Source organism: Pelomicrobium sp. G1 (assembly GCF_051905455.1).
Taxonomy (GTDB): Bacteria; Pseudomonadota; Gammaproteobacteria; order Burkholderiales; family UBA6910; genus Pelomicrobium.
In genome coordinates, this window is sequence record NZ_JBQACR010000009.1 from 103,899 (window position 1) to 128,863 (window position 24,965).

General features: G+C 68.0%; 26 protein-coding genes. 11 read left to right on the forward strand and 15 right to left on the reverse strand.

Annotated features, from left to right (window positions below; translation table 11 throughout):
• Positions 1-160: 160 nt before the first annotated feature.
• The 4 genes from ACTFO6_RS10390 to ACTFO6_RS10405 all read left to right on the forward strand — a co-directional run bounded on the left by ACTFO6_RS10390 (position 161) and on the right by ACTFO6_RS10405 (position 2,649).
• On the forward strand, positions 161-745 hold the full coding sequence (locus ACTFO6_RS10390; RefSeq protein WP_439934392.1) for a sigma-70 family RNA polymerase sigma factor: 585 nt from the start codon (positions 161-163) through the stop codon (positions 743-745).
• A 17-nt stretch (positions 746-762) separates the two neighbouring features.
• Positions 763-1,449, forward strand: a complete 687-nt coding sequence (locus ACTFO6_RS10395) for an anti-sigma factor (protein ID WP_439934393.1) — start codon at positions 763-765, stop codon at positions 1,447-1,449.
• Positions 1,450-1,551: 102 nt separating this feature from the next.
• Positions 1,552-1,977, forward strand: a complete 426-nt coding sequence (locus ACTFO6_RS10400; protein ID WP_439934394.1) for a group I truncated hemoglobin — start codon at positions 1,552-1,554, stop codon at positions 1,975-1,977.
• A 138-nt stretch (positions 1,978-2,115) separates the two neighbouring features.
• Positions 2,116-2,649, forward strand: coding sequence for a cytochrome P460 family protein (locus ACTFO6_RS10405; RefSeq protein ID WP_439934395.1), 534 nt, complete (start codon positions 2,116-2,118; stop codon positions 2,647-2,649).
• 43 nt (positions 2,650-2,692) lie between these two features.
• Here ACTFO6_RS10405 and lysS read toward each other — a convergent pair whose 3' ends face one another.
• From lysS to ACTFO6_RS10435, 6 genes are all read right to left on the reverse strand, one after another.
• Positions 2,693-4,198, reverse strand: a complete 1,506-nt coding sequence (lysS, locus tag ACTFO6_RS10410; protein ID WP_439934396.1) for a lysine--tRNA ligase — start codon at positions 4,196-4,198, stop codon at positions 2,693-2,695.
• A gap of 13 nt (positions 4,199-4,211) precedes the next feature.
• Positions 4,212-4,640: a type II toxin-antitoxin system VapC family toxin gene (locus ACTFO6_RS10415; protein WP_439934397.1), complete on the reverse strand. Its 429-nt coding sequence runs from the start codon at positions 4,638-4,640 to the stop codon at positions 4,212-4,214.
• Positions 4,637-4,870, reverse strand: a complete 234-nt coding sequence (locus ACTFO6_RS10420; protein WP_439934398.1) for a type II toxin-antitoxin system Phd/YefM family antitoxin — start codon at positions 4,868-4,870, stop codon at positions 4,637-4,639. Before ACTFO6_RS10420 ends, ACTFO6_RS10415 begins: the two co-directional genes overlap by 4 nt.
• Before the next feature lie 123 nt (positions 4,871-4,993).
• Positions 4,994-6,098, reverse strand: a protein-coding gene (gene prfB, locus ACTFO6_RS10425; protein WP_439934399.1) for a peptide chain release factor 2 whose coding sequence is annotated in 2 segments (ribosomal slippage) — positions 4,994-6,016 and positions 6,018-6,098 — 1,104 coding nt in all. Because the reading frame shifts where the segments join, the coding sequence is not laid out codon by codon here.
• Positions 6,099-6,227: 129 nt separating this feature from the next.
• Positions 6,228-7,922, reverse strand: a complete 1,695-nt coding sequence (gene recJ, locus ACTFO6_RS10430) for a single-stranded-DNA-specific exonuclease RecJ (protein ID WP_439934400.1) — start codon at positions 7,920-7,922, stop codon at positions 6,228-6,230.
• A 2-nt stretch (positions 7,923-7,924) separates the two neighbouring features.
• Positions 7,925-8,971 (reverse strand): phosphoglycerate mutase, encoded by a 1,047-nt coding sequence (locus ACTFO6_RS10435; RefSeq protein WP_439934401.1) that lies wholly within the window; start codon positions 8,969-8,971, stop codon positions 7,925-7,927.
• Positions 8,972-9,122: 151 nt separating this feature from the next.
• Here ACTFO6_RS10435 and ACTFO6_RS10440 point away from each other — a divergent pair, with 151 nt between their 5' ends.
• Entirely contained in the window at positions 9,123-10,367 is a 1,245-nt protein-coding gene (locus ACTFO6_RS10440; protein WP_439934402.1) for a lipoprotein-releasing ABC transporter permease subunit, read from the forward strand.
• Positions 10,360-11,109: a lipoprotein-releasing ABC transporter ATP-binding protein LolD gene (gene lolD, locus ACTFO6_RS10445; protein WP_439934403.1), complete on the forward strand. Its 750-nt coding sequence runs from the start codon at positions 10,360-10,362 to the stop codon at positions 11,107-11,109. Before ACTFO6_RS10440 ends, lolD begins: the two co-directional genes overlap by 8 nt.
• Before the next feature lie 27 nt (positions 11,110-11,136).
• On the opposite strand, the gene ACTFO6_RS10450 is transcribed toward lolD, so the two are convergent.
• The 3 genes from ACTFO6_RS10450 to ACTFO6_RS10460 are packed head-to-tail and all read right to left on the reverse strand — an operon-like array spanning position 11,137 to position 12,677.
• Positions 11,137-11,478, reverse strand: coding sequence for a hypothetical protein (locus ACTFO6_RS10450; protein ID WP_439934404.1), 342 nt, complete (start codon positions 11,476-11,478; stop codon positions 11,137-11,139).
• A 6-nt stretch (positions 11,479-11,484) separates the two neighbouring features.
• Positions 11,485-12,102 (reverse strand): DNA-3-methyladenine glycosylase family protein, encoded by a 618-nt coding sequence (locus ACTFO6_RS10455; RefSeq protein WP_439934405.1) that lies wholly within the window; start codon positions 12,100-12,102, stop codon positions 11,485-11,487.
• Positions 12,103-12,107: 5 nt separating this feature from the next.
• A complete protein-coding gene (locus ACTFO6_RS10460) occupies positions 12,108-12,677 on the reverse strand; it encodes a DUF2062 domain-containing protein (protein ID WP_439934406.1) in 570 nt (189 codons plus the stop codon).
• Positions 12,678-12,809: 132 nt separating this feature from the next.
• Here ACTFO6_RS10460 and ACTFO6_RS10465 point away from each other — a divergent pair, with 132 nt between their 5' ends.
• From ACTFO6_RS10465 to mgtE, 5 genes are read left to right on the forward strand one after another with little or no spacing between them, the layout of a single operon-like run.
• On the forward strand, positions 12,810-15,158 hold the full coding sequence (locus ACTFO6_RS10465) for a DNA internalization-related competence protein ComEC/Rec2 (RefSeq protein ID WP_439934407.1): 2,349 nt from the start codon (positions 12,810-12,812) through the stop codon (positions 15,156-15,158).
• A 54-nt stretch (positions 15,159-15,212) separates the two neighbouring features.
• Positions 15,213-17,399, forward strand: a complete 2,187-nt coding sequence (locus ACTFO6_RS10470) for a RelA/SpoT family protein (RefSeq protein ID WP_439934408.1) — start codon at positions 15,213-15,215, stop codon at positions 17,397-17,399.
• A 41-nt stretch (positions 17,400-17,440) separates the two neighbouring features.
• The gene (locus ACTFO6_RS10475; protein ID WP_439934409.1) at positions 17,441-18,280 is read left to right on the forward strand and encodes a mechanosensitive ion channel family protein; all 840 of its coding nucleotides are present in this window, start codon (positions 17,441-17,443) and stop codon (positions 18,278-18,280) included.
• 1 nt (position 18,281) lies between these two features.
• The gene (locus ACTFO6_RS10480) at positions 18,282-19,121 is read left to right on the forward strand and encodes a magnesium transporter MgtE N-terminal domain-containing protein (RefSeq protein ID WP_439934410.1); all 840 of its coding nucleotides are present in this window, start codon (positions 18,282-18,284) and stop codon (positions 19,119-19,121) included.
• Entirely contained in the window at positions 19,111-20,424 is a 1,314-nt protein-coding gene (gene mgtE, locus ACTFO6_RS10485; RefSeq protein WP_439934411.1) for a magnesium transporter, read from the forward strand. The genes ACTFO6_RS10480 and mgtE overlap by 11 nt, the downstream gene beginning before the upstream one ends.
• Before the next feature lie 18 nt (positions 20,425-20,442).
• On the opposite strand, the gene ACTFO6_RS10490 is transcribed toward mgtE, so the two are convergent.
• Genes ACTFO6_RS10490 through ACTFO6_RS10515 form a run of 6 tightly spaced genes read right to left on the reverse strand, consistent with a single transcriptional unit; the run spans position 20,443 to position 24,960 of the window.
• Entirely contained in the window at positions 20,443-21,042 is a 600-nt protein-coding gene (locus ACTFO6_RS10490; protein WP_439934412.1) for a HupE/UreJ family protein, read from the reverse strand.
• 28 nt (positions 21,043-21,070) lie between these two features.
• Positions 21,071-21,712 carry an urease accessory protein UreG gene (gene ureG, locus ACTFO6_RS10495; RefSeq protein WP_439934413.1) on the reverse strand — a complete coding sequence of 214 codons (642 nt, stop codon included), beginning with the start codon at positions 21,710-21,712 and terminating at the stop codon, positions 21,071-21,073.
• 12 nt (positions 21,713-21,724) lie between these two features.
• Positions 21,725-22,414 carry an urease accessory protein UreF gene (locus ACTFO6_RS10500; RefSeq protein WP_439934414.1) on the reverse strand — a complete coding sequence of 230 codons (690 nt, stop codon included), beginning with the start codon at positions 22,412-22,414 and terminating at the stop codon, positions 21,725-21,727.
• Positions 22,415-22,416: 2 nt separating this feature from the next.
• Positions 22,417-22,884, reverse strand: coding sequence for an urease accessory protein UreE (gene ureE / locus ACTFO6_RS10505; protein WP_439934415.1), 468 nt, complete (start codon positions 22,882-22,884; stop codon positions 22,417-22,419).
• 4 nt (positions 22,885-22,888) lie between these two features.
• Positions 22,889-24,655 (reverse strand): urease subunit alpha, encoded by a 1,767-nt coding sequence (gene ureC, locus ACTFO6_RS10510; RefSeq protein WP_439934416.1) that lies wholly within the window; start codon positions 24,653-24,655, stop codon positions 22,889-22,891.
• On the reverse strand, positions 24,652-24,960 hold the full coding sequence (locus ACTFO6_RS10515) for an urease subunit beta (RefSeq protein WP_439934417.1): 309 nt from the start codon (positions 24,958-24,960) through the stop codon (positions 24,652-24,654). The genes ureC and ACTFO6_RS10515 overlap by 4 nt, the downstream gene beginning before the upstream one ends.
• Positions 24,961-24,965: the final 5 nt, after the last annotated feature.

A 24,965-nucleotide genomic window follows, 5' to 3' on the forward strand; every position in this document is an offset into this window, starting at 1 on the left:
TCCGAGGGCTGAATCCAGCCGCTCTCGTCATCCGTACTAAGAAAATTGTATGCCAAAGGACGAGCCTGCAGCGCTGCCGGCCGCAAGCGGGCATTATCTTAACTATATATACTGCTGGCGAAGGCCGGGCCCGATTCGGCCTTCGTCGACGGGAGAAGCTATGGTCCGATCCCGCCAAAAGGCTTCTACGGCGCTCGATGCCGAGGACACGCCCGCCCGGTTGCTCGCGCGCTGTGCGCTGCGGGACGAGAGGGCTCTGGAGCGGCTTTATCGCTTGACCTCGCCTCGGCTGTTTGCCCTGGCGCTGCGCATGCTCAGGCGCCGGGATTGGGCCGAAGACGTCCTCCAGGACTGTTTCCTAGCGGTATGGCGCCATGCCGCGGATTATCGGCCGGAGCGAGGCGAGGCCCTCGCCTGGATGGCTGCGATTTTGCGTAACCGGGCGCTGGATTGGCTGCGGCGGGTCGATCCAGAGACTCCCTTGGAAGGTGAAGCGTTCTCGGAGCTGGCCGTGGAGGACGAGCATGCGGATCCGCCGGATCGAATGCTTTCCTCCACCGCGGCACGGGTGCTGCAGGAGTGCCTGGCGCGGCTCCAATCGCGCCAACGCCAGGCGATTGCCCTCGCCTACTACCAGGGCCTAACCCATGAAGAGCTGGCACAGCACATGGGCGAGCCCCTGGGCACGGTCAAGACATGGATCCGGCGAGGTCTCGAGCAGTTGCGCAGGTGCCTGGGGCGATGAGATACGACAATCCACGGTTGAGGCAGCTGCTGGCGGGCGAATATGTGCTCGGCACCCTTCGGGGTCGCGCTCGGCGGCGCTTCGAACACCTGCTGCTCGACGACCCGGCACTGCGCCGGCTCGTGGAGGATTGGGAAATGAAACTCAACACGCTGGCTGAATCGGTGCCTCCGGTCAAACCTCCCGAGCGGGTATGGCGGGCGATCCGAGCCCGCATCGCCCCAGCACGGCCAGCGCCTGAAGCCTGGTGGAACCGGCTAGTGCTGTGGCGCGCCTTCGCAGCGGCCGCGGCCTTGGTTGCCGTGATGCTGGGCATCCAGCTCGGGCGGGAGCCGGCGGTAGAGCCCGCCCGTCCTGCGGTGGCGGTGTTGACCGGCGCCCAGAATCAGCCTGCCTGGCTCGTGATCCTGGGGGCCCAGCCCGGCGCAGCCCCTTCCCTGCGCTTTACCGCGCTTCAGCCCCAGGCCCTGAGCCCCGATCGGTCTTTCGAACTATGGCTGATTCCCCAGGGCGAGGGGGCCCCTGTCTCGGCGGGCCTGCTCCCGCCCAGTGGCAGCGGAGCGCTGGCCCTTTCTCCGGCTGCCCAACGCGCTCTTTACCAGGCCAAGGCCGTGGCGGTCAGCCTGGAGCCGAAAGGAGGGTCTCCCACTGGAGCGCCCACGGGTCCGGTGCTCTATCAGGCGACCCTGATGGCCATGGAGTGAATCTGTAATCGCGCTTCTTGCGTATTAGCCAGTGCGGGATGTCCCGTACGATGCAATCTAAAAAGGAGCGCCATCATGAAAACTCGTTTCCGCCGTTCGTTCTTGGTCTTCGGTCTGGTGGCCGTGTTGACCGCCTGTACCGCGGCCCAGAGCGCCGCGACCGGGAAGTCCGGGAAGTCTCTCTACGAGCGTCTTGGCGGCAAGCCCGCGATTCAGGCGGTGGTGGATGACTTCATCGGCAATGTGGCCGCCGATGCCCGCATCAACGGCTTTTTTGCCAACGCCGATATTCCCCGGCTGAAGAGAATGCTCGTGGACCAAATCTGCGAAGCTAGCGGTGGGCCTTGTAAATACACGGGTAAGAGTATGAAGGAAGCCCATGCCGGGATGGGAATCACGGAGGCCCATTTCAACGCCTTGGTGGAGGATCTGGTCAAAAGCCTCGACAAGTTCCGCGTCCCCGAGAAAGAGAAAAACGAGCTCCTGGCGGCTTTGGCGGCGATGAAACCGGACATCGTCGGTAAATAAAGCTCCGAGCCCTCGCTTCCCTGCCAGGGGCAGAAAGACCGCGCCGGATCAAGGCATAGAGATCTTCTTTACAACCTCATCCCCCCGCAGACCCGCGTTTTCTCTGGCCGTCGCGGGGGTTTTGGGAGGAAGGCCTAAATGCGCAAGGCTCTATTTCTATTTTGTGGATGGCTATCGTCAAGTCTGTTTTTTGCGGACGTGGCGTTCCCCAACGAGTCGCGGCGGGACGGAGAGCTTGAACTGCCCGTCGGCTACCGAGCCTGGCCTGTGAAGCTGCTCGCTGTGGAGCGACCCGACCTTAAACAAGTGCGGGACATCTATATCAATAGCCAGGGAAGCCGTTCCACCCGGCCTTTCCCCTATGGCACGGTGCTCGTGATGGAGCTTTATTCGGTGCGGGTGGGATCGGATGGAAAACCCGTACGGGACGCCGCTGGCAAACTCGAAAAGGGCGCCTTGACCAAGATCTTCGTCATGGGCAAGGGTTTTGGCTGGGGCGAGCAAGTGCCGCCCGAGCTGCGTACGGGGGAGTGGGTCTATGCGAACTATGAGCCGGACGGAAGACCCGCGGCAGGAGATTTGAGTGCCTGTCGCAGCTGCCACGCTCGCTTCAAGGATAGGGATTTCGTCGCTCGTGCCGATGAATACGAGGCAAGGCGCAACGCCCGCTGACGGTATAGGGCAAGATTTACGCGCGTCGGGAGAATCGTCGAGGCTACTGGGGTTTGAGTTGGGGAAAGAGAATCACGTCCCGGATGCTGGGGCGATCGGTGAAGAGCATCACTAGGCGGTCGACCCCGATGCCCTCGCCCGCCGTGGGCGGAAGCCCATATTCCAGGGCGCGGATATAGTCGGCGTCGAAGTGCATGGCCTCCAGGTCCCCCGCCGCCTTGGCCCGCGCCTGGGCGAGAAAGCGCTCGGCCTGGTCTTCCGGATCGTTCAGCTCCGAGAAGCCGTTGGCGATCTCGCGGCCCGCGATGTAGAGCTCGAAGCGCTCGGCCACCTCCGGGTTGGCGTCGCTGCGGCGGGCGAGCGGCGAGACCTCCGCGGGATAGTCCAGGATGAAGGTGGGCTCGAACAGCAGGCGCTCGGTGGTTTCCTCGAACAGGCTGAGCTGCAGCCCTTCGAGGCCGTCCTGGGGCTTGTAGGGCGCCTGGAGCCGTTCGAGCTCCTTGACGAGGAAGGCCCGGTCGGCGAGCCGGGCATCGGTGTACTCGGGGTGGAACGCCTGGATCGCCTCCAGGATGGTGTAGCGGGCGAAGGGCCTGGCGAGATCGATTTCCCGGCCCTCGTAGGTGAGCCGCGTGGTTCCCAGCACCTGGAGCGCCACCTCCCGCAGCATCTCCTCGGTGAAGCCCATGAGGAAGCGGTAGTCCTGGTAGGCCTCGTAGAACTCCAGCATGGTGAACTCGGGGTTGTGGCGGGTGGAGATCCCCTCGTTACGGAAGTTGCGGTTGATCTCGTACACCTTCTCGAACCCTCCCACCACCAGCCGCTTGAGGTAGAGCTCGGGGGCGACGCGCAGGTAGAGCTCCATGTCCAGGGCGTTGTGGTGGGTCACGAAGGGGCGGGCCGCGGCCCCGCCGGGGATCGGGTGCATCATGGGCGTTTCCACTTCCAGGTAGCCCCGGGCGTTCAGGAACTCCCGCAGGGCCTGGACCACCCGGGTGCGGGTGACGAACACCTGCCGCGCTTCCGGGTTGGTGATCAGGTCCAGGTAGCGCTGCCGGTACCTCTGTTCCTGGTCGGCGAGACCGTGGAACTTTTCCGGCAGCGGGCGCAGCGCCTTGGCGAGGAGCCTGAGCTCCTGCGCCTTCACCGTGAGCTCCCCGGTCTTGGTCTTGAAGAGGGTACCCCGTGCCCCCAGGATGTCCCCCAGGTCCCAGTGCTTGAACGCTTCCAGTTGCTCGGCGCCCACATCGTTGACGGTGACGTAGATCTGGATCCGGCCGCTCATGTCCTGGAGCGTGGCGAAGGCCGCTTTGCCCATGAGGCGCTTCAACATCATGCGGCCCGCCACTGCCACCTGGACGGCCTGGGGCTCCAGCGCCTCGTTGCTCATCGCGCCGTACTTTCCGTGGAGATCGGCGGCCAGGGCGTCGCGGCGGAAATCGTTGGGAAAGGCCGGGCCCCGGCGGCGCAGCTCGGCGAGCTTGGCCCGGCGCTCGGCGATGATCTGGTTTTCTTCCAGCGGCATGGTTTCGGAAGTGTTGCCGGTCATGGGAGGTGTCCGGTCAGAAAAAGGTCGTCACCCGAAAGCCGAGGGCGCGCGCCGCCTCGGCCTGATTTCTGTCGGAAGTCGCGAAACCGGAGGCGCCCAGGGACTCGGCCAGGGAAAGGTGCAGCACGTCTAGGGTTCGCAGCGGCGTATTCGCGACGCGACCGAGCAGATGGAAGGCATCCGCCACGGAAGCGTCGCTGACGGGATAAAGGACGATGGCGCCATCCTGGATGTCGGTGCGTATTTCCTCCAGGGCGCGCTTTTCCAAGCGCCGGTCGATATGTCCTGCGCGGCGCCGCCGCGCCAGGCCGCAGCGCATCTCCACCAGCGTCAGGCGGCTGGCGGCCACCGGCGCGTGGGCGATGAAGAAGGCGTCGAAAGGCGCGCTCTGGGGCTCTGCGATATAGCGCTTCATGAGCGCGCTGGTGTCCACATAGATCATCGACCGCTTTCTTCGCGATCTTGGCCGATGACGGCCTCGCTCGGCACCTGCTGCATGCGTTGGCCGGCCCGAAATTTCGCGAGCGAGCGCACCTTGCGCTTCGGGGTTGCGGGCAGAATGCGAACGATCGGTTTCCCGCGACGAACGACCAGGACTTCGTCGTGGTCAGCGAACAACCGTTCGGGATGACTCAGAGCTTCCCGGGCCTCGCGGACGGTGAGCGTTTTCATGCGTTCCTCCCGAGGAGTTTGATTGTGACACAAAAGCCAAAACGTGTCGCAAGGCTCCCCCCGTTCGCGCGCTGCGCAATAAGCCCGGGAGTGGGCCTTCCGGATCCGGCCAGGACCTGCCAGTCACACCCCCTGCTTGAGGCTCGCGGTGATGAATTCGTCCAGGTCCCCGTCCAGCACCGCCTGGGTGTTGCCGATCTCCACGCCGGTGCGCAAGTCCTTGATGCGGGACTGGTCGAGGACATAGGAGCGGATCTGGTGGCCCCAGCCGATGTCGGTCTTGGATTCCTCCAGCTTCTGCCGCTCCGCCTCCCGCTTACGCAGCTCCAGCTCGTAGAGCCGGGCCTTCAGCATGGCCATGGCCTCGGCCCGGTTGCGGTGCTGGGAGCGGTCGTTCTGGCACTGGACCACAATGCCGGTGGGGAGATGGGTGATGCGCACCGCCGAGTCGGTGCGGTTCACGTGCTGGCCGCCGGCGCCGCTCGCCCGGTAGGTGTCGATGCGCAGGTCCGCCGGGTTGATCTCCACCTGGATGGAGTCGTCCACCTCCGGGTAGACGAAGACGCTGGCGAAGGAGGTGTGCCGCCGGGCGTTGGCGTCGAAAGGGGACTTTCTCACCAGACGGTGCACTCCCGTCTCGGTGCGCAGCCACCCGTAGGCGTAGTCGCCTGTCACCTTCAGGGTGGCGCTCTTGATGCCCGCTACCTCCCCCGGCGATTCCTCCAGCACTTCCACGTCGAAGCCCTTGCGCTCGCAGTACTTGAGGTACATGCGCTCCAGCATCTGGGCCCAGTCCTGGGCCTCCGTGCCGCCGGAACCGGCCTGGATGTCGATGAAGCAGTTGTTCGGATCCATGGGGTTGGAGAACATGCGGTGAAATTCCATCTCCGCCACCTGCTTCTCCAGGCGCTTCGCGTCGGCGGCGACCGCGGCGAGGGTTGCCTCGTCCCGTTCTTCCCGCGCCAGGGCGAAGAGCTCCCCGGCGTCCTTGAGCTCTTGCCCGAGGCGCGAAAGGCGAAGCACCACCGATTCCAGGGCCTTGCGCTCGCGTCCCAGCTCCTGGGCGCGGCGGGGGTCGTTCCAGACCGCCGGGTCCTCGCTCAGGCGCACGACTTCGGCCAGGCGCGTTTTCTTGGCATCGTAGTCAAAGATACCTCCGCAGTTCGGAGGTGCGCCGGGCCAGGTCTTCCAGGGATTGCTCGATGTCGTTGAGGGTTTCGGCGTCCATGGGCGGAAGATTCTGTAAAATGACAAATTATAACGTCGCGCGGCCGCTACCGAGCGTCCTAAAAAGGCTTGACGACGCTCGGCGGTAAATGGTTCGTCAACCATTTACTGGAGCCTCAATAGGACAGGCTCAGGCCGGCTCCCAGTGCCGGATCGTGAGCTGCACCCGCTCCTCGCCGTTGAACTCGTTGACCTCCAGCCGGTAGGCGGCGCGAATGCGGGAGGGCAGCTCCCCGGCGTGGAAGAACAGCATGGCGTCGAATCGGGCGCCCGCCTTGGCAAGCCTGAGTTTGAGATGACGGCCCGCCACCACCCGCTGGGATTCCACCAGGAAGCAGTCGTCGAACAGGGGCTCCGGAAACCCCTGGCCCCAGACGTGCCGGGCGAGGAGCCGGGCGAGCTCCAGGTCGACGTCCCGGGGATCGAGGGGGCCGTCCGTCTCCAGGATCTGTTCCAAGTCAGCCTCGGTGAGCAGCTCCCGCGCGCAAGTTTCGAAGGCCTCGCGAAACGCCTCTAGCCCCTCCGCCGGCAGGGTCAGGCCCGCCGCGGCGGCGTGGCCACCGAAGCGGACGATCAACCCGGGCCGGCGCTTGGCCACGAGATCCAAGGCGTCCCGCAGGTTGAGGCCCGGGATGGAGCGGCCGGAACCCTTGAGCTCGCCGGCCTGCCCCGGTGCGAAAGCGATCACGGGGCGATGGAAGCGTTCCTTGAGCCGCGCGGCGAGGATGCCGATCACCCCCTGGTGCCAGGAGGGTTCGTAGAGAGCGAGGCTCCAGCGGCTTCCGGGGTCGAAGTCTTCCAGACGTTCCAGGGCCGCCTCGTGCATGTCCGCCTCGATGTCCCGGCGCGCCGCGTTGAGCCGGTCCAGCTCCGCGGCGATGGCCTCGGCCCGGACCGGGTCGTCGGTGGTGAGGCACTCGATCCCTAAGCTCATGTCGGCGAGCCGTCCCGCGGCGTTCAGGCGCGGGCCCAGGCAGAAGCCCAGGTCGTAGGCGCTCGCCCGGCGCGGGTCGCGCCCCGCGGCCTGGAACAGGGCCAGCACACCGGGGGGCGCGTCCAGGGCCCGGATGCGCGCGAGCCCCTGGTGCACTAGGATGCGGTTGTTGTGATCCAGCTTCACCACGTCGGCCACGGTGCCGAGGGCCACCAGGGGCAAGAGCCGGGCCAAGTTGGGCTCGGGCGTCCGGGCGAAGGCTCCGCGGGCGCGCAGCTCCGCCCGCAAAGCCAGCATCAGGTAGAACAGGACGCCGACGCCGGCCAGGGCCTTGCTGGGAAAGGGGCATTGGGGCTGGTTGGGGTTGACGATGGCCGCCGCCCGGGGCAGGACGGGCCCGGGCAGGTGGTGGTCGGTGATCACCACCTCCATCCCCAGCCGGCGGGCCGCCTCCACCGCTTCCACGGCGGCGATGCCGTTGTCCACGGTGATGAGGAGGTCCGGGCGCTTCAGGTGAGCGGCCAGTTCCACGATCTCAGGGCTGAGGCCGTAGCCCGTCTCGAAACGGTTGGGCACCAAGTAATCCACCCGGGCGCCGAAGGCCTTGAGCGCTCGCAGCCCCACCGCGCAGGCGGTGGCGCCGTCCGCGTCGTAGTCGGCCACGATCAGGAGCCGCTTGCCCGCCTGGATCGCCTCCGCCAGGAGCCGGGCCGCCTCCCTCACCTGGCGCAGCCCGTCGTAGGGGAGCAGGGCGGCGAAGCGGGCGGAAAGCTCCTCCGGCGCCGCGACGCCCCGGGCCGCGGCAAGCCGGGCCAGCACGGGATGGATTCCCGCTCCCCTCAGAGCCTGCTCGGCGTCGGAGGGGACTTCCCGGGAGATGAGCCGGGGCACGGTCAGCCTCCCCGGCTTCTCGCCGCCCACACGGGCAACGGTCGCTTCCTTCGCCAGAAACGGCGCAGGTCCGAAGCCCGGACCTGGACTTGCACGGGGGCGGGAACCGGGGTCACCACCAGGCGCTCGAAGCGCTTCGCGCCGAGGGCGGCTTCCAGGGGAGCAAACCACTGCCCTTCCAGGGCGGCGAGGCCCTCCCGCCAGCCTTGGACGTCCCCGTACTGGACCGCGCCCCGGAGGCGGTCCAGGACCACCAGCACCTCACCCTCCTCCCGAGGGCCGGCGAAGAATTCCCGGGCCGAAGGGGGGAGGGCGCGCGCCGCAACGCCGGCGGCCCGGGCGAGGGCGAGCGCCAGGACGTCGCGGGCGTACACGGTGCTGAAGACGGGCCGGGGTGCGGGGACCTCGCGCCCGCCCCCCCACAGCCAGACGCTGTTGATCGGCGGCCGCCCTTCCGCCTCCCGCCGGAGATTGACGGGATGCTCATGGAGTAGCATCTGAATCTCGGTCAGCCGGCGCTGCCAGCGGGGCGCGTCTTCGCCCGTGAGCTGAAAAGCGTCCACGTCCCGCCCGATCGCCTCGGCGATGAGCCGGGTCTGGAGCCGGGGGACGGCGGGCAGGCGCAGGTACCACCGGTCGGGCCGCATGGGGTAGAAGGCGAGCCCTTCCTCGGCGAAATGCCGGTTCAGGGTGTCGGTGAGGGCGGCGGCTTCCGCCTGATTCACTTCGAACGCGCCGCTGTCGGCGAGCAGCACCCGATCCCGCTCGACCTGAAGATGGACCGGATCGGCCCGCAGCCAGTAGGCGCCGCCCGGCGCGCCCTCGTCCAGCGCCAGGGTGAGGGGGGCGACCGGCCAGTCCTGCTGGCGCTCGACGCCGAACGCTCGGCATAGCCAGATTTCCGGGCTTGCGGGCTCGGCCGGCTGCCACCGGCCCCGGGACAGGAGCCGCTCCAGGCCCTCGAGGGAAAGATCTGCGAACGGCGAGGGGTCCGAGGCGTCGAAATCAAGAAGGTCAAGAAGGTGGGGAACCAGCAGATGGACGATCACGGGGGCACAAGGACCGCGCGGCGCGGTTGGAGGGGGCATTGTACACCGGCTCCTCGGAGGAGCTCCTCTTCCCGGCGGGCGGCCCGGGGTGCGTGCACCGGAAGAATGTGGCAGACTCTGGCCCGCCTTCCTTCGAAAGCGACGGCCTGAATTGCAACCTTACGAAGTCTTCGTCGGCCTGCGCTATACCCGCGCCAAGCGCCGCAACCATTTCATCTCCTTCATCTCCCTCATCTCCATGGCCGGCATCGCCCTGGGGGTGGCGGCGTTGATCGTGGTGCTCTCGGTGATGAACGGATTCCAGAAGGAGCTGCGGGCCCGCATCCTGGGGGTGGTTTCCCACGTCCAGATCTCGGGCCCGGGTAACGTGCTGCGGGACTGGCGGGAGGTAGAGGCTCAGGCGCTCAAACATCCCGGCGTGCTGGCCGCCGCGCCCTACGTGCTCGGGCAAGGCATGCTTACCCACCAGAGCCGGGTGCAGGGGGTGGTGGTGCGGGGCATCGACCCGGCGGCGGAATCCCGGGTCGCCGACGTGGGACACCACATGCGCTCGGGCAGCCTCGAGGCCCTCGAGCCCGGCGGGTTCGGGATCGTGCTGGGAATCGACCTGGCCCGCATCCTGGGCGTCTTCCCGGGAGACAAGGTGGTGCTGGTGGTGCCCCAGGGGATGGTGACCCCGGCCGGCATCCTGCCCCGGCTCAAGCAGTTCACCGTGGCGGGCGTGTTCGAAGTGGGCATGTACGAATACGACAGCGGCTTCGCCCTGGTGCACCTGGCCGATGCCCAGGCCCTGTTCCAGTTGGGCGGCGCCGTTTCGGGCGTGCGGCTCAAGCTCGACGACCTGTTCGCCGCGCCGCGGAGGGCGCGGGAGCTCTCGGCGACCCTGCCCGGGGACCTGTACGTGAGCGACTGGACCCGCCAGCACAGCAACTTCTTCCGCGCGGTGGAAATCGAAAAGCGCGTCATGTTCATCATCCTCACCCTGATCGTGGCGGTGGCCGCGTTCAACATCGTCTCCACCCTGGTGATGGTGGTGACCGACAAGCGGGCCGACATCGCCATCCTGCGCACCATGGGGGCGACCCCCGGGAGCATCACCCGCATCTTCATGGTACAGGGCTCCCTGATTGGCGTGATCGGCACCCTGCTGGGCGTGGCGGGCGGGGTGCTGCTGGCGTGGAACGTGGACGTGGTGGTGCCCTTCATCGAGGGCCTGTTCGGCGTCCAGTTCCTGGCCAAGGACGTCTACCAGATCAGCGAGCTGCCGTCGGAATTGCAATCGAAGGACGTGATCACCATCGCCGGCGTGTCCCTCGCCCTGAGCCTGCTGGCCACCCTCTACCCGAGTTTCAGGGCTTCCCGGGTGAACCCGGCGGAGGCGCTGCGCTATGAATGACCGCACGGCCCCGGTGAGCGGCGCGCGGGCCGGGGCGCCGGCGCGGGAGGAGGCGAGGCCGGTGATCGCCTGCCGGGGATTGCGCAAGACCTACGGGGAGGGTCCCACTGCAGTGGAAGTACTGCTGGGGGTGGACCTGACCGTCGAGCCCGGCGAGCGCCTCGCCATCGTCGGCGCGTCGGGATCGGGTAAGAGCACCCTGCTGCATCTGCTCGGAGGGCTCGACCCGCCCACGGCGGGAGAGGTGCGGGTGCAGGGGCAGGACATCCACGCGATCAGCGAAGCGGAGCGCAATCGGCTCCGCAACCGGACCCTGGGTTTCGTCTACCAGTTCCATCACCTGTTGCCGGAATTCACCGCCTTGGAAAACGTGGCCATGCCGCTCCTGATCCGCCGCCTGCCCAAGGAGGAGGCGGCTGCCCGGGCGGCGCGGATGCTGGAGCAGGTGGGGCTGGCGGCGCGCCAGCACCACGTCCCTGGGGAGCTCTCGGGGGGCGAGCGCCAGCGGGCGGCGCTGGCCCGGGCGCTGGTGACAGAGCCCCTGTGCGTGCTGGCGGACGAGCCCACCGGTAACCTGGACCGCCACACCGCCCGCAGCGTGTTCCGCCTGATGCTGGAGTTGAACGAGCGGCTCGGGACCAGCTACGTGATCGCTACCCACGACCCGGAGATCGCGGCCGGCGCCCAGCGCGTTCTCCGGCTGGAGGAAGGGGTGCTGGTACCGGCGAAGGCCGTTTATTGAGCCTACGGTAAATGGTTGACGAACCATTTACCGCTGTTCTGTTGCCTTCTCCTCGGCCGGGTCCTCGATCTTCAGCACGCCGGCCTGCACCGCCTCGGTGTACCAGGCTTCATCCTGGAGGGCCTGGGTGACCACGAAATTGGGTGCCGAGCGCTTGATGAGGCGCGGTCCGACGAAGCCCGCCAGGAAGACCAGGATCCCGAGCCACAGCTGGCCGATCAGCGCCAAGGCCACCCCGGCTCCCAGGACCGGCAGCGCCACCAGGGGCAATAGCAGCCGGCGGGACAGGAGCTTTTCCGCCAGGGCCCGATCGATTTTCACTCGCAGCGCGCCGCTGCGGTAGCCGGAGACGAATTCTTCGTGGGTCATGGGGCTCTAGTATTCCACCGGAATCGGATCCAGGCTGCGCCACAGGTACCAGGTGGCCACCGAGCGCCACGGGATCCAGCGCCTGGCGATGGAGCGCATCTTGAGCTTGGACAGGGGTCGCTCGTCGTTGTAGTGCCGGCTCATGGCCCGCTGCAGCCCGATGTCGTCCAAGGGCAGCACGTCCGGGCGCAGCATGTAGAAGATCAGGAACATCTCCGCTGTCCAGCGGCCGATTCCCCGCAGCTGGGTAAGTTCCCCGATGAGCGCCTCATCCTCCAGTTGCTCCCATGCCTCCAGGGAAATGGAGCCGTCGCTGAAGCGGCGCGCCAGGTCCCGCAGATAGTCCGCCTTGCGCGCGGATAGCCCGCAGGCGCGCAGCGCCTCCTCGTCCAGCCGGAGCAGGGCCTGGGGGCTTACGGCGCCGCAGGCGGCGGCGAGCCGCTGCCACACCGATTCCGCGGCCTTGACCGAGATCTGCTGGCCGACGATGGAGCGGGCGAGGGCGGTGAAGGCGTCGCTGCGCCGGCGCAGCGCCAGCCCGTCGTGGCGCCGGATGAGCCGGCGGATCACCGGGTCCGAGCCGGCCAGCTCCCGCTTGGCCTGTTCCCAGTAGAGGGGCGTCATGGGGATCAGGAGGGGTGGCGGGGGACGGAGCGAGCGAAGCGGGCCCGGCGGCGGCGCCACTGGATCGAGTAGTAAAGGCGCCAGGACCCGAGGACCGCGAAATAGCCCAGGCCAGCGAGCAGGACCGCCAGCATCGGCAGGCCGATCAGCAGGGGCTTGCCCAGGGAGGCGGTCCAGTCGACGAGGGCGGGGATCCATTCCTTGAAAGGCACGTGGCCAAACTCTAGGGGCTCCAGGGGGAGCGCCCGGTTGCCGCCGCCCGTGACCAGGGTGCCCAGCTTGTAGGCTGCCAAGTACAAGGGGACGATGGTGAAGGGATTGGTGTAGAGGGTCGCCAGCAGGGCGACTGGGAGATTCACCCGCAGGATCGCCGCCAGGATCGCCGCGACCAACATCTGGAATGGACCCGGAATGAGCCCCGAGAAGAGGCCTACGGCGACACCGCCCGCCACCGAGCGCCGGTGGAGATGCCACAGGTTGTGGTGGTGCAGGGTCTTGCCGAAGACCGAAAGGAAGCGGTTGCCTTTGACGCTTTCCAGCGTCGGTAGGTATTTCCTAAAGTATTTCCTGGGCATGCACGTGAACCCGCAGGCCGGCGCCGGACGGGACAAGGAGCGTGGCCCTGGGCGCGAGGCGAAGATCAATCTTACACTAAGGGACCTCTGAACAAGTCCCGCGCGGCGCAACTTCGGGTAAATTGACGGCCCGTGCGCGTCGCGGTGCTCGCCTTTCTTTTGGGAACTTTCCTGCTCCAGCAGCAGGCGTCCCTTCCCGACCGGCGCTGGCTTTGGCTCGCGCCCGTGGCCTTCGCTTTGGGCTGGGCTGCCGCTGGGAGCCGGTGTCCCTGGCGGCGGAGCGTGGGGCTCGCGGCGGCGGGCCTCGTCCTCGGCTTTCTGTGGGGTCAGCTTCGCGCCGACCTGCGGCTCGCGGACGCCCTCGCTCCCGAGTGGGAAGGCCGGGACGTGGAAGTGGAAGGCGTGGTGGCGAGCTTGCCGCGGCGACTGGAGTACGGCACCCGGTTCGAGTTCCAGGTGCGAGACCGGTTCCCGGCGGAGGCCGAGGTACCGGCGCGGCTCCTCCTCACCTGGCCCCGGCGGGAGAACGAGGACGGGGCCTGGGTCCCGCCCGTCAGGGGCGGGGAGCGCTGGCGTTTCACCGTCCGGCTGCGTCGTCCCCACGGCACGGCCAACCCCCACGGGTTCGACTACGAGGCCTGGCTCCTGGAGCGGGGGGTCCGCGCCACCGGCACCGTGCGGGAACGCTTGCCGAGCGCCCGGCTCGGCGTGGACGGCGGGCCCTCGTCCCGGGTGCTGCGGGCCCGGGAAGCGGTACGGGAGCGCCTGTACGGGGTACTCGGGGTTCGCCCCTACGCCGGCGTGATCGTCGCCCTTGCCATCGGCGACCAGGACGCGATCCCCCGCAGCCAGTGGGAGGTCTTCACCCGCACCGGGGTGAACCATCTCATGAGCATTTCCGGATTGCACGTCACCCTGGTCTCGGGCCTGGTGTTTGGCCTGGTCCGGGCCCTGTGGCGGCGCGTACCCGGGCTCGCTCTGCGGCTGCCGGCGGCGAAGGCGGGGATCGCGGCGGGCGCCGCCGCGGCCCTCGCCTACGCCTTGCTGGCCGGCTTCGCGGTGCCCACCCAGAGGACCTTCTACATGCTGGCGGTGGTGGCCCTGGCCCTCTGGACCGGGCGGGTCGAGTCCCCTTCCCGGGTCCTGGCGGCCGCCCTGTTCGTGGTCATGGCCCTGGACCCCTGGGCCGTCCTGTCCCCCGGGTTCTGGCTTTCCTTCGGCGCCGTGGCCGCCATCTTCTACGTGGCTTCGGGCCGCATCGGGACGCCGCCGCGCCTCGTCCAATGGGCGCGCATTCAGGGCGCGGTGACCCTGGCGCTCCTGCCCCTGCTCCTCGCCCTTTTCCAGCAGTTCTCGGTGATCTCCCCCATCGCCAACGCCCTGGCGATTCCCCTGGTGAGCCTGGGGGTGGTGCCCCTCACCTTGGCGGGGGCGCTCCTTCCCCTGGACTTCTTGCTCATCGCCGCCCATGAGGCCATGGCGGCCGGCGGCGCGGCGCTGGCCTGGTTCGCCGCGTTGCCGGCCGCGGTGTGGCAGCAGCACGCACCGCCCGGGTGGAGCGTACCCCTGGCCGTCGCCGGGCTGTTGTGGCTCCTGCTCCCCAAGGGTTTTCCCGCCCGCTGGGTGGGGGTGGTGCTGCTCCTGCCCCTGGGGCTTACGGCCGCGCCGCGGCCCGGTCCCGGGGAGCTGTGGGTGGACGTGCTGGACGTGGGCCAGGGGCTGGCGGTGGTGGCGCGCACGGAGAACCACGCCCTGGTGTACGACACTGGACCCGCCTTCGGACCGGACGCGGACAGCGGCGAGCGAGTGGTGGTGCCTTTCCTGCGGGGGGAGGGGATCCGGCGCCTGGACGCCCTGGTCGTAAGCCACGACGACGCGGACCACGCGGGGGGAACTCGTTCGGTGCTGGCGGCGCTGCCCGTCGCCCGGATGTGGTCGTCCCTGCCCGAGGGCCATCCCCTCCGGGGCGCCGCCTCCGAGCATCGCGTCTGCCGGGCGGGGGAAGGCTGGGACTGGGACGGGGTGCGCTTCGAGTTCTTGAGCCCTGAGACCTCGGACTACGCCGATCCGCGCCGAGACGACAACGCCCTGAGCTGCGTGCTCCGCATCGCCGCCGCTGGCGGCAGTGTGCTGCTGCCGGGGGACATCGGGCGGGCCGTCGAACGGCGCCTAGTGCAAGCCTATGGCCCGGGGCTCGACGTCACCCTGCTCATCGCGCCCCACCACGGCAGCGGCGGCTCCTCGTCGCCTGCGTTCGTGGCCGCTACCCGACCCGAGACGGTGGTGTTCACGGCAGGCTATCGCAATCCTTTCCGCCATCCCCGCCCCGACGTGGTGGAGCGTTACCGGGCGCTCGGTGCGGCGGCTTTCCGCAGCGACCGGGACGGGGCGGTGCGGGCGCACTTCGGGCCGCAGCCCGGCATGGAGATCGTCGCCCATCGCCAGGTGTCGCGGCGCTACTGGCACGCTGCCGAGCGCTGAGGGATCTAGCTCGCGACCGTGCCCGGCCCGCCCGGGCAAAGCCTTCGTGTCATAATGAATTCCGTGATTTTGACCAGCGCACCGAACTCCGCCGCGCTCGAGGCGCGGCTTCCCGCCGCGATGACCGCGGTGCTTCCTCGGCTCGGCGCTTCCGAGGCAGCGCTGCTCGGCCGGGCGCTGGAGAAGGCGCGAGCCCTCTACGGCGACGCCCGACGGCCGACCGGGGAAGGGCTGCTGGAGCACGCGCTGGGGGTCATGGAGATCCTCAACCTGTTGCGGCTCGACTCGGACGCCCTGGCGGCGGCGCTCCTCATGGACGCCCACGGCCGGCTGGAAAACGCCGCGGAAAGGCTCGCGGCGGAGTTCTCCCCCGCCATCGCCCGGCTCACGGAAGGGGTCGCCCGCATGGGCCAGATCCACGCCCTTTCCGGCACCGCCGCCCAGCAGGGGCAGGCAGAAGCCCTGCGCAAGATGCTGCTCGCCATGGTGGAGGACCTGCGGGTGGTGCTGATCAAGCTGGCTGACCAGCTCCAGACCCTGCGGGCCCTGGCGATGTCGGAGACCCCCGACGAAGCTGCCCGGGCGATCGCCCGGGAGACGCTGGATATCTTCGCCCCGCTGGCCAACCGGCTCGGGGTGTGGCAGCTCAAGTGGGAGCTGGAGGACCGGGCCTTCTCCCTCCTGGAGCCCGCTCTCTACAGGAAAATCGCCGCCCAGCTCGACGAGCGGCGGGTGGATCGGGAACGCTACATCGGGCGCGTGGTCGCGGCCCTCAAGGAGGAGCTGGCCCGCGCCGGGGTCCAGGCCGAGATCACCGGGCGGCCCAAGCACATTTACAGCATCGTCAAAAAAATGCGCCGCAAGCGGGTGCCTTTCGAGGAGATCTACGACGCCCGGGCGGTGCGCATCCTGGTGAAGGAGGTGAAGGACTGCTACACGGCGCTGGGGGTAGTGCACAACCTGTGGACGCCGATCCCCAAGGAGTTCGACGACTACATCGCCAAGCCCAAGGGCAACCACTACCGCTCGCTCCATACCGCCGTCATCGGCCCGGAGGGCAAGGCGTTGGAAGTGCAGATCCGCACCTTCGAGATGCACCAGCACTCGGAGCTCGGGGTGGCCGCCCACTGGCGCTACAAGGAAGGCGGGCGGGAGGATCCCCGCTACGACGACAAGATCGCCTGGGTGCGGCAACTCCTGGAGTGGAAGGAGGAGCTCGCCGACAGCGCGGAGCTGGCCGAGCAGTTCAAGACCGCCCTCTTCCAGGACACGGTCTACGTGCTCACCCCCCAGGGGCGGGTAATCGACTTGCCCCGGGGCTCGACTCCGGTGGATTTCGCCTACGCCGTGCACACCGACCTGGGGCACCGCTGCCGCGGCGCCCGGGTGAATGGGGCCATCGTGCCCCTCACCTATCGCCTGGAGAACGGCCAGCGGGTGGAGATCATCGCCGCCAAGCAGGGCGGGCCGTCCCGGGACTGGCTGAATCCCGAGCTGGGCTACCTCCGCAGCCCCCGCGCCCGGGCCAAGGTGCGCCAGTATTTCAAGAGCCAGGAGCTGGCCCAGACCCTGGCCGAGGGCCGGGCGATCGTGGAGCGGGAGCTCTCCCGCCGGGGCCTGGCGGCCATGGGCCTGGAGCAGGTGGCCCAGCGGCTCCATTTCTCCAAGGTGGAGGACCTCTTCGCGGCGGTGGCCCGGGGGGACGTGAACCACCGGGCCCTGGCCCAGGCCCTGGGGGAAAAAACCGCCCCGGCGGCGCCGGAAGAAGCGCTGGGGCCGCGGCCCCAGGCCGCCCCTTCCGCCACGGGCATCCTGGTGGGCGGGGTGGGGGATCTGCTCACCGTTTTCGCCCGCTGCTGCCGGCCGGCGCCCCCCGACCCGATCCTCGGTTACGTGACCCGCGGCCGCGGGGTGTCGGTCCACCGGCGGGGCTGCGCCACCCTCGCCAAGCTGATCGAGCGCCATCCCGACCGGGTGATGGACGCCGCCTGGCGGGTGCGCGAGGGCATGACCTTCGAGACCGACGTGGTGGTGGAAGCGAACGACCGGCCGGGCCTGCTGCGGGACATCTACGAGGTGGTGGCCCGGGAGCGGATCAACATCACCGCGGCCAACACCCACACCCGGGGCTCCGTGGCGCACATGTTCTTCACCCTGCGCGTTGCCAACCTGGAACAGCTGAAGCGCCTGCTCGCCCTGGTGAGGGAGGTGCCTGGCGTGGTGCATGCGGTCCGGCACTAGAACCGGGAACCTCCGGGTTGCTTAAGAGGGAGGGAAAACCCATGACGGCGTGGGAGAGACTCGGCGCGTCCCTGGAGAACGCCTTCCTGCAGGTGGGGGAGCGTCTCGCCAGTACCGCGCCTAACCTTCTCGGCGCGGTAGCGCTCCTGTTGGCGGGCTGGCTCGCGGCCCGCCTCCTGCGGGGAGGGGCGGTGCGGCTGATCGGCGTGCTGGAGCTGTTGCTTTACCGGCTGTCCCGGACCCGCGGAGTCGAGCCGCCCCGCATCCCCTCCGCCACGGCGGAAGGGGTGGGCAGCGTCCTGTTCTGGGTGGTGATCCTCTTCTTCGCCGCCGCGGCCACCCACGTGCTGGGCTTGGACGTTTTTTCCTCCTGGCTCGCGGGGCTGGTGGCCTACGTGCCGACCCTGGCAGCGGGGGTCCTGATCATCCTGGCCGGCGTGCTCCTGTCGGGCCTCGCCCGGGACCTGACCGCGGCGACTTTGTCCACCCTATCGGAAGCCCAGCGGGCGCTGCTCGCCCGCATCGTCCAGATCACCATTCTCACGACCGCCGTGGTGATCGGCGCCGACCAGATCGGGGTCAAGATTACCTTCTTAGTGATCCTGGCCGCCGTGGTGATGGCCGCCATGATCGGCGGCGTGGCCCTCGCGGTGAGCCTAGGGGCGCGGGCCTACGTGGCCAACCTGATCGGCGCCCACTACCTGCGCCAGGCCTTCGGCGTGGGGCAGCGCATCCGGGTGGCCGGACTGGAAGGGACGATCCTGGATCTTACCCCCGTGTCTATCGTGCTCGATGCTGAGGAAGGCCGGATTACCGTTCCGGCCAAGGTGTTTAACGAGGAGCCCATCGTGCTGCTCACCGACCGGGGTGGGGAAGCCTGAGGTGAACGGGCTCACACTAACCTTTGTGGAAGGGCATCCGGCGGATGCGGCCCGGGTGCTAGAGGGTCTGCCCGCGCCCGAAAGCGCTGCTTTTGTGGCGCGGCTGCCGGCGCGGCTCGGCGCACTGCTTCTTCGGTATATGGCGCCCCTTTACGGCGGGAGGCTGCTCGCGCTGCTGGACGACAAAACCGCCGTTGCCCTGGTGGAGCGCCTCAGCCCCCACGAAGCGGCCGGGTTGCTCCAGCAGCTCTCGAGTGAACGCCAGGCCCGGCTGCTCCAGGCGCTGCCGGTCGCCACGGCGGTGGCCCTGCGCCTGCTGATCGGCTATCCCCGCGGCACCTGTGGCGCGGCGATGGATCCCTGGCCCCCGACGGCATCTCCCGGTACCCTGGCGGAGGAGGCGCTTGCGCAGGTGCGCGCCTTCGACGGGGACCCGGGCGATGCCCTGCTCGTGGTTAACGGACAGCGGCGCTTACTGGGGGTCGTGCCCCTGGCGGTACTGGTCAAGGCGACGCCGAGGGACACCTTGATGAAACTGATGCGGCCCCCTGTCCATGCGGTGTCGGCGCTCGCCACTCTGGCCTCGGTGGCGCAGCATTCCGGGTGGGCCGAGTTCCACGCGCTGCCGGTGGTGGAGCGGGACAATCGGCTCGTGGGCCGATTGCACCGGAGCGCGGTCAACCCGGCGCGGCAGCCGCCCTTGGAGGCCGCCGAAGGCCACCTAGGCGCCGGGCTTGCCGCTGCCTACTGGCAGGTGCTGGCCGCCCTGGCCCAAATGGTGGTGGGAGTCCTACCCGCCATACAACCTATCGACGGAACGAGGAAATCCGATGAGCGCTGACGCCCGACTCCCAGCGGAAGCGGCTCTGGAGAGCCGCTATCTCAAGGACTATCCCCGGGAGGCTGCTCGCCGCCTGGAGGCCATGCCCGCCGCGGAGGCGGCGGAGGTGATCGCCGCCCAGCCCCCCGCCCTGGTGGTGCCGGTGTGGGAACTGTTGGCAGCGGACGTGCAGGAGCGGCTGCTGGAGCGGCTGCCCGAGGCCACGGTGGCGCGGCTTCTCTCGGAGATGGACCCGCCGCTCGCCGCCGAGCTGCTATTGGACCTGGAAGCGGAAGCCCGGACCCACTGGCTCGCCCACATGGATCCGGCGGCGGCTCGGCTGGCGGAGCGGCTGATGGCTTATCCCCCCGACTCGGCGGGCAGGCTCATGGATCCCCGGGTGTTGGGCTTCCGAGCTGACATGACTGTGGCGGAAGCGCTTGCCCGGATGAGGGGATTCCGCCGAACCCGGGCCCTGCGGGAGCTGTTCCTCGTGAACGAGGAAGGGCATCTGGCCGGCCGGGTGGAGCTGCAGGACCTGGCGGTGGCGCCGCCGGAGGAGAGCTTGGCCCAGCTCTCCCGCCCGGTGACGGCGGCGGTGCTGGATCTGGCGCCCAGGGAGGAGGTGGTGGAGCGGATCGAGCAACACCGGGTCCCGGCCCTGCCGGTGGTGAACGTGGCCGGGCGCCTGATCGGTGTGATCCACCAGGGCGCCCTGGTCACGGCGCTCCAGGAGGAGGTGAGCGTGGACATCCAGACCATGGTGGGGGCGAGCAAGGACGAGCGGGCCCTGTCGAAGGTGTCCTTCGCCGTGGTGAAGCGCCTGCCCTGGTTGCACGTCAACCTGGCCACCGCCTTCCTGGCCGCCTCGGTGGTGGGGCTGTTCGAGGACACCATCGCCAAGGTCACTGCCCTGGCGGTGTTGATGCCCGTGGTGGCGGGTCAGTCGGGCAACGCAGGCGGCCAGGCCCTGGCGGTCACCATGCGCGGGCTGGCCCTGCGGGAGATCAGCCCGCGGCATCTTTCGTGGGTGGTGTTCAAGGAGATCCGGGTGGGGCTCCTGAACGGCCTGGCGGTGGCGGCCACCTGCGCCTTGGGGGTGTACCTGTGGAGCGGTTCCCCCGGGCTGGTGGCGGTCATCGCCGCGGCCATGGTGGTGTCCATGGTGGCTGCCGGACTCGCAGGGGCGTCGATCCCTATCCTGCTCACTCGCCTGGGACAGGATCCGGCCCAATCCTCCACCATCTTCCTCACCGCCGTGACTGACGTGGTGGGGTTTCTGTCCTTCCTAGGGGTGGCCAGCCTATCTCAGGGATGGCTCTGACCTTGCCGGTTCGGCGGTCTAGAAGACGGCGAGCAGAAACACCAAGCCTGCAGTGGTGGCAGAGGCTCCCGCCAACGGCAGCAGCATCCGCAGCCGTCCTGCTTGAGCGCTTCCTACCCAGGCCATGCCAATACCCATGCCAATCAATAGGACGCTCGCCAGCATAAAGCCGGCGACGTACGCTAGAGCATCCCCAGCCACCGGCATTTTCACCCCATGGGCATAGCCATGAATGATGGCGAACGTCGCGGCGATAGCGCTGGCGAAGGCAGTAGGTGGCTGGACCGCGTGCAGAATCAATAGGCCGAGCACTACGCTGGAGAGCGCAACGCCGGCCTCTGTGCCCGGCAGCGGGATTCCCCACGCTCCGATGAGCCAGCCACCGAGCGTCGCCGCAAGAAACCAAGCCAGAAGCCGCGGCCTTCCCCGAGAACCGAGCTGGGCGGCCCAAACCCCCACGGCCACCATGGCTACCATATGGTCCAGGCCGAGGACCGGGTGCAGGAAGCCGACGCTGAAAGACGCGAGCTCGTCATGGCCCGTGTGGGCGATGGCGATTCCGCCAAGGCCGCTGATCGTGAACAGGACGATGAGTGTCAGAAAGTTTTTGGACGTCATTCGCTGGCCTCCAAGAAGAAAAGAAAAATCAAGGTGTCGGTTGAGTCGGGGCAGAACGGGGCGTCAGCATGCCGTGGGTCTCGATAAACGCAATGATGGCCTCAAGGCCCTGACCGGTCTTCAAGTTGCTGAAGACGAAGGGCCTCGGACCGCGCATGCGGCGCGCATCCTGCGCCATCACTTCCAGCGACGCCCCCACGAGCGGCGCGAGGTCGATCTTGTTGATGATCAGCAGATCCGACCTGGTGATTCCAGGCCCGCCCTTGCGTGGGATCTTGTCGCCTGCGGCCACGTCGATCACGTACAGGGTCAGGTCGGAGAGTTCCGGGCTGAAGGTGGCCGCCAGGTTGTCGCCGCCGCTTTCCACGAACACGATGTCCAGCGCCGGGAAAGCGTGACTGAGTCGGGCCACCGCCTCCAGGTTGATGGAGGCGTCCTCGCGGATCGCGGTATGAGGGCAGCCGCCCGTCTCCACGCCGATGATCCGCTCGGGGGCAAGCGCCTCGTGGCGCACCAGGAACTGGGCGTCCTCCTTCGTGTAGATGTCGTTGGTCACGACCGCGATCTCGTAGCGGTCCCGAAGGGCGCGGCACAGGGCGAGGGTGAGCGCGGTCTTGCCGGAGCCTACCGGGCCGCCGATGCCGACGCGCAGAGGCTGATTGCGGCTCATGGGGTGACCTCCTCAAGATCTGAACAACCGGCTGTATTGGGTCTCGTGGCGGCAGCTGGCGAGGGCGAAGGCCGGGGCGAAGTTGCTGAAAGCGTGGTCGTCCAGCCGGATCGATCGGCGCGCGACTTCTTCGATGCGCGTGCCCAACGCGAGCAGCAGCCGCTGGCCGGCGCTCTGCCCCAGCGGCACCGTCTTGATCGCCACCATGACTTGGTTTTCAGCCCACGCCCAAAGGTAGGCAGCCACGGCTTCAAAGGTGGGCAATCCCCACGCGGCCGCCACCCATCCCCAGGCCGTCGGGTACGCCGGCTCGGGGATGGACTCGAGCCTCGCCAGCTCGGCCTCGTCGAAGGCGTCGAGCTCTCGGACGAGGCGCACCAGGGAATAGCCCATCTGCAGCGTCTCCGCCCGCAACTCCGCCGTTTCGCGGCTCGCCACGAACCAGGCATTCAGCTCGGCTGCGGCTCGATCGTCGCGGGCTCTCCAGGCGGTCATGAGTCGCGCCAGCAGGGGCGCTTCGAAAGAGCCCACGACAAATTCCAGCAGGTCCGCAACCCAACGGCCGGCGCTTTGCTCGTCGTGCACCGTTCCCTCGGCCACGGCCCATTCCAGCCCCTGGGAGTAGGTGTACCCGCCCACTGGCAACGCGGGGCTCGCCAGCTGCAATAACCTGGATAGAGAGGCACCATATCTCGCGGTCATCGTCATTCGAAATGATGAATCGCGGGCCGGCCCTTTCCGTGGCCGTGTCCGTGGCGGTAGGCGCCACCCTCGGGCTCAAACGGCGCCACCACTTCCGTCACCCGGGCGCCGAGACCCACGAGCATTTGTTCGAGCACCGCGTCGGCCGCAAAGCGTAGCCATTGCGGCCCCACTTCTACAGCCACATGGCGATTGCCGAGGTGATAGGCCAGGCGGGCCAATTGCGCCGGATCCTCACTGCGGGCTTCCATGAGCCGCTCGGGGGCCGCCACCACTTCCACCACGCGCCCGTCATTCCCGAGCAGCCGGTCACCACCGCGCAGCACCGTGCCGGGCTCAAGGAACAGGCCCGCTTCTTCGCCGGTTTCCAGGCGCGTGCGCAAGCGGCTTCTGCAGCGCAGTTCGAACGGCAGCACCAGCCGCTCGGTGGGAGGCTCGGGACCCTCGTAGCGCCGTTCGATCACGAGCATGCTTTCAGAATAAAAAGTATCGCTGCGCCATGGGCAGCACGTGCGCCGGCTCGCAGACGAGGAGCTCCCCGTCTGCGCGTACCTCATAGGTTTCCGGATCCACTTCGACCCTGGGCGCGTAATCATTGTGGATCATGTCCCGTTTGCTGAGGGTGCGGGTGCCGCGCACGGGCTCCAGAGGCTTCCTTAACCCGAGCGCACGCAGTTGTGGGTCGTCCAGCGCCGCTTGTGACACGAAGGTGACCGAGGTGCGCAGCGCGGCACCGAAGGCGGCGAACATGGGCCGGTAGTGCACCGGTTGCGGGGTGGGAATGGACGCATTGGGATCTCCCATGGCGGCCGCCGCGATCATGCCGCCTTTGAGCACCAATGCCGGCTTGACGCCGAAGAAGGCTGGCCGCCACAGCACCAGGTCGGCGAGCTTGCCTTTTTCCACGGAGCCCACCAAGTGGGCGATGCCATGGGTGATGGCCGGATTGATGGTGTACTTGGCCACGTATCGCTTGACGCGAAAGTTGTCATTCCTGGGATTTTCCTGCACCGCAGGGTCAGACGTTTTCATCGCTTCCTGGGAAAGGGGGTGGAGGCGAGGGCCAGGGGGCGCAAGCCAGCCGCGCTGCACCTTCATCTTGTGGGCCGTCTGCCAGGTGCGCTGAATCACCTCGCCCACCCGGCCCATGGCCTGGGAGTCGGACGAGATCATGCTGAAGGCCCCGAGATCGTGGAGAATGTCCTCTGCCGCGATGGTCTCGCGGCGAATGCGGGATTCGGCGAACGCCACGTCTTCGGCGATGCTGGGATCCAGGTGGTGGCACACCATGAGCATGTCCAGATGCTCGTCGACGGTGTTGACCGTGTACGGCCGCGTTGGGTTGGTGGAGGAGGGCAGCACGTTGGGCTCGCCGCAGGCGCGAATGATATCCGGCGCGTGGCCGCCCCCGGCCCCCTCGGTGTGGTAGGTATGGATAGTACGCCCCTTGAACGCGCGCAGGGTGGTCTCGACAAAGCCGGATTCATTGAGCGTATCGGTGTGGATCGCCACCTGAATGTCCATTTCGTCGGCGACGTTCAGGCAGTTGTCGATGGCCGCCGGCGTGGTCCCCCAATCCTCGTGGAGCTTCAGCCCCATGGCGCCGGCCCGCACCTGTTCCTTGAGCGGCTCCGGCAGGCTGGCGTTGCCCTTGCCGAGAAAGCCCAGGTTCACGGGAAAGGCTTCCGCCGCGGCCAACATCGATCGGATATGCCAGGGGCCAGGGGTGCAGGTGGTGGCCTTGGTGCCGGTCGCGGGCCCCGTGCCGCCGCCGATCATGGTGGTGATGCCGGACATCAATGCCTCTTCGATCTGCTGGGGGCAGATGAAGTGAATGTGGGCGTCGACGCCGCCTGCTGTTACGATCATGCCTTCGCCGGCGATGATCTCGGTCGCCGGCCCGATGACGATGTCCACGCCGGGCTGGATGTCGGGATTGCCCGCCTTGCCGATGCCAGCGATGCGTCCGCCCTTGATGCCGATGTCCGCCTTGACGATGCCCCAGTGGTCCACGATCAGGGCGTTGGTGATCACCGTGTCGGCGACCTCGCCAGCGGTGCGCGGGCTCTGGCCCATGCCGTCGCGGATGACCTTGCCGCCGCCGAATTTGACCTCTTCGCCGTATACGGTGAAGTCCCTTTCCACTTCGATCCAGAGCTCCGTGTCCGCCAGGCGGACACGGTCGCCCACGGTGGGTCCGAACATCTCGGCATACGCTTGACGGGAGATCTGGGCGCTCATCTCAGTCTCCCCATCACTTTGCCGGCGAACCCGTACACTTTCCGCTCACCGCCCAGGGCCACCAGCTCCACGGTACGGCTCTGACCAGGCTCGAACCGTACTGCGGTGCCGGCGGGGATGTTGAGCCGGAAGCCGTACGCCGCTTGGCGATCGAACCTCAGCGCCTCGTTGGTCTCGAAGAAGTGATAATGGGACCCGACCTGGATGGGCCGGTCGCCGGTATTCGCCACCTCCAGGGTGACCGTGGCGCGGCCCGCGTTCAACTCGATTTCGCCGGGCTGCACGTGGATTTCGCCGGGAATCATCGGAC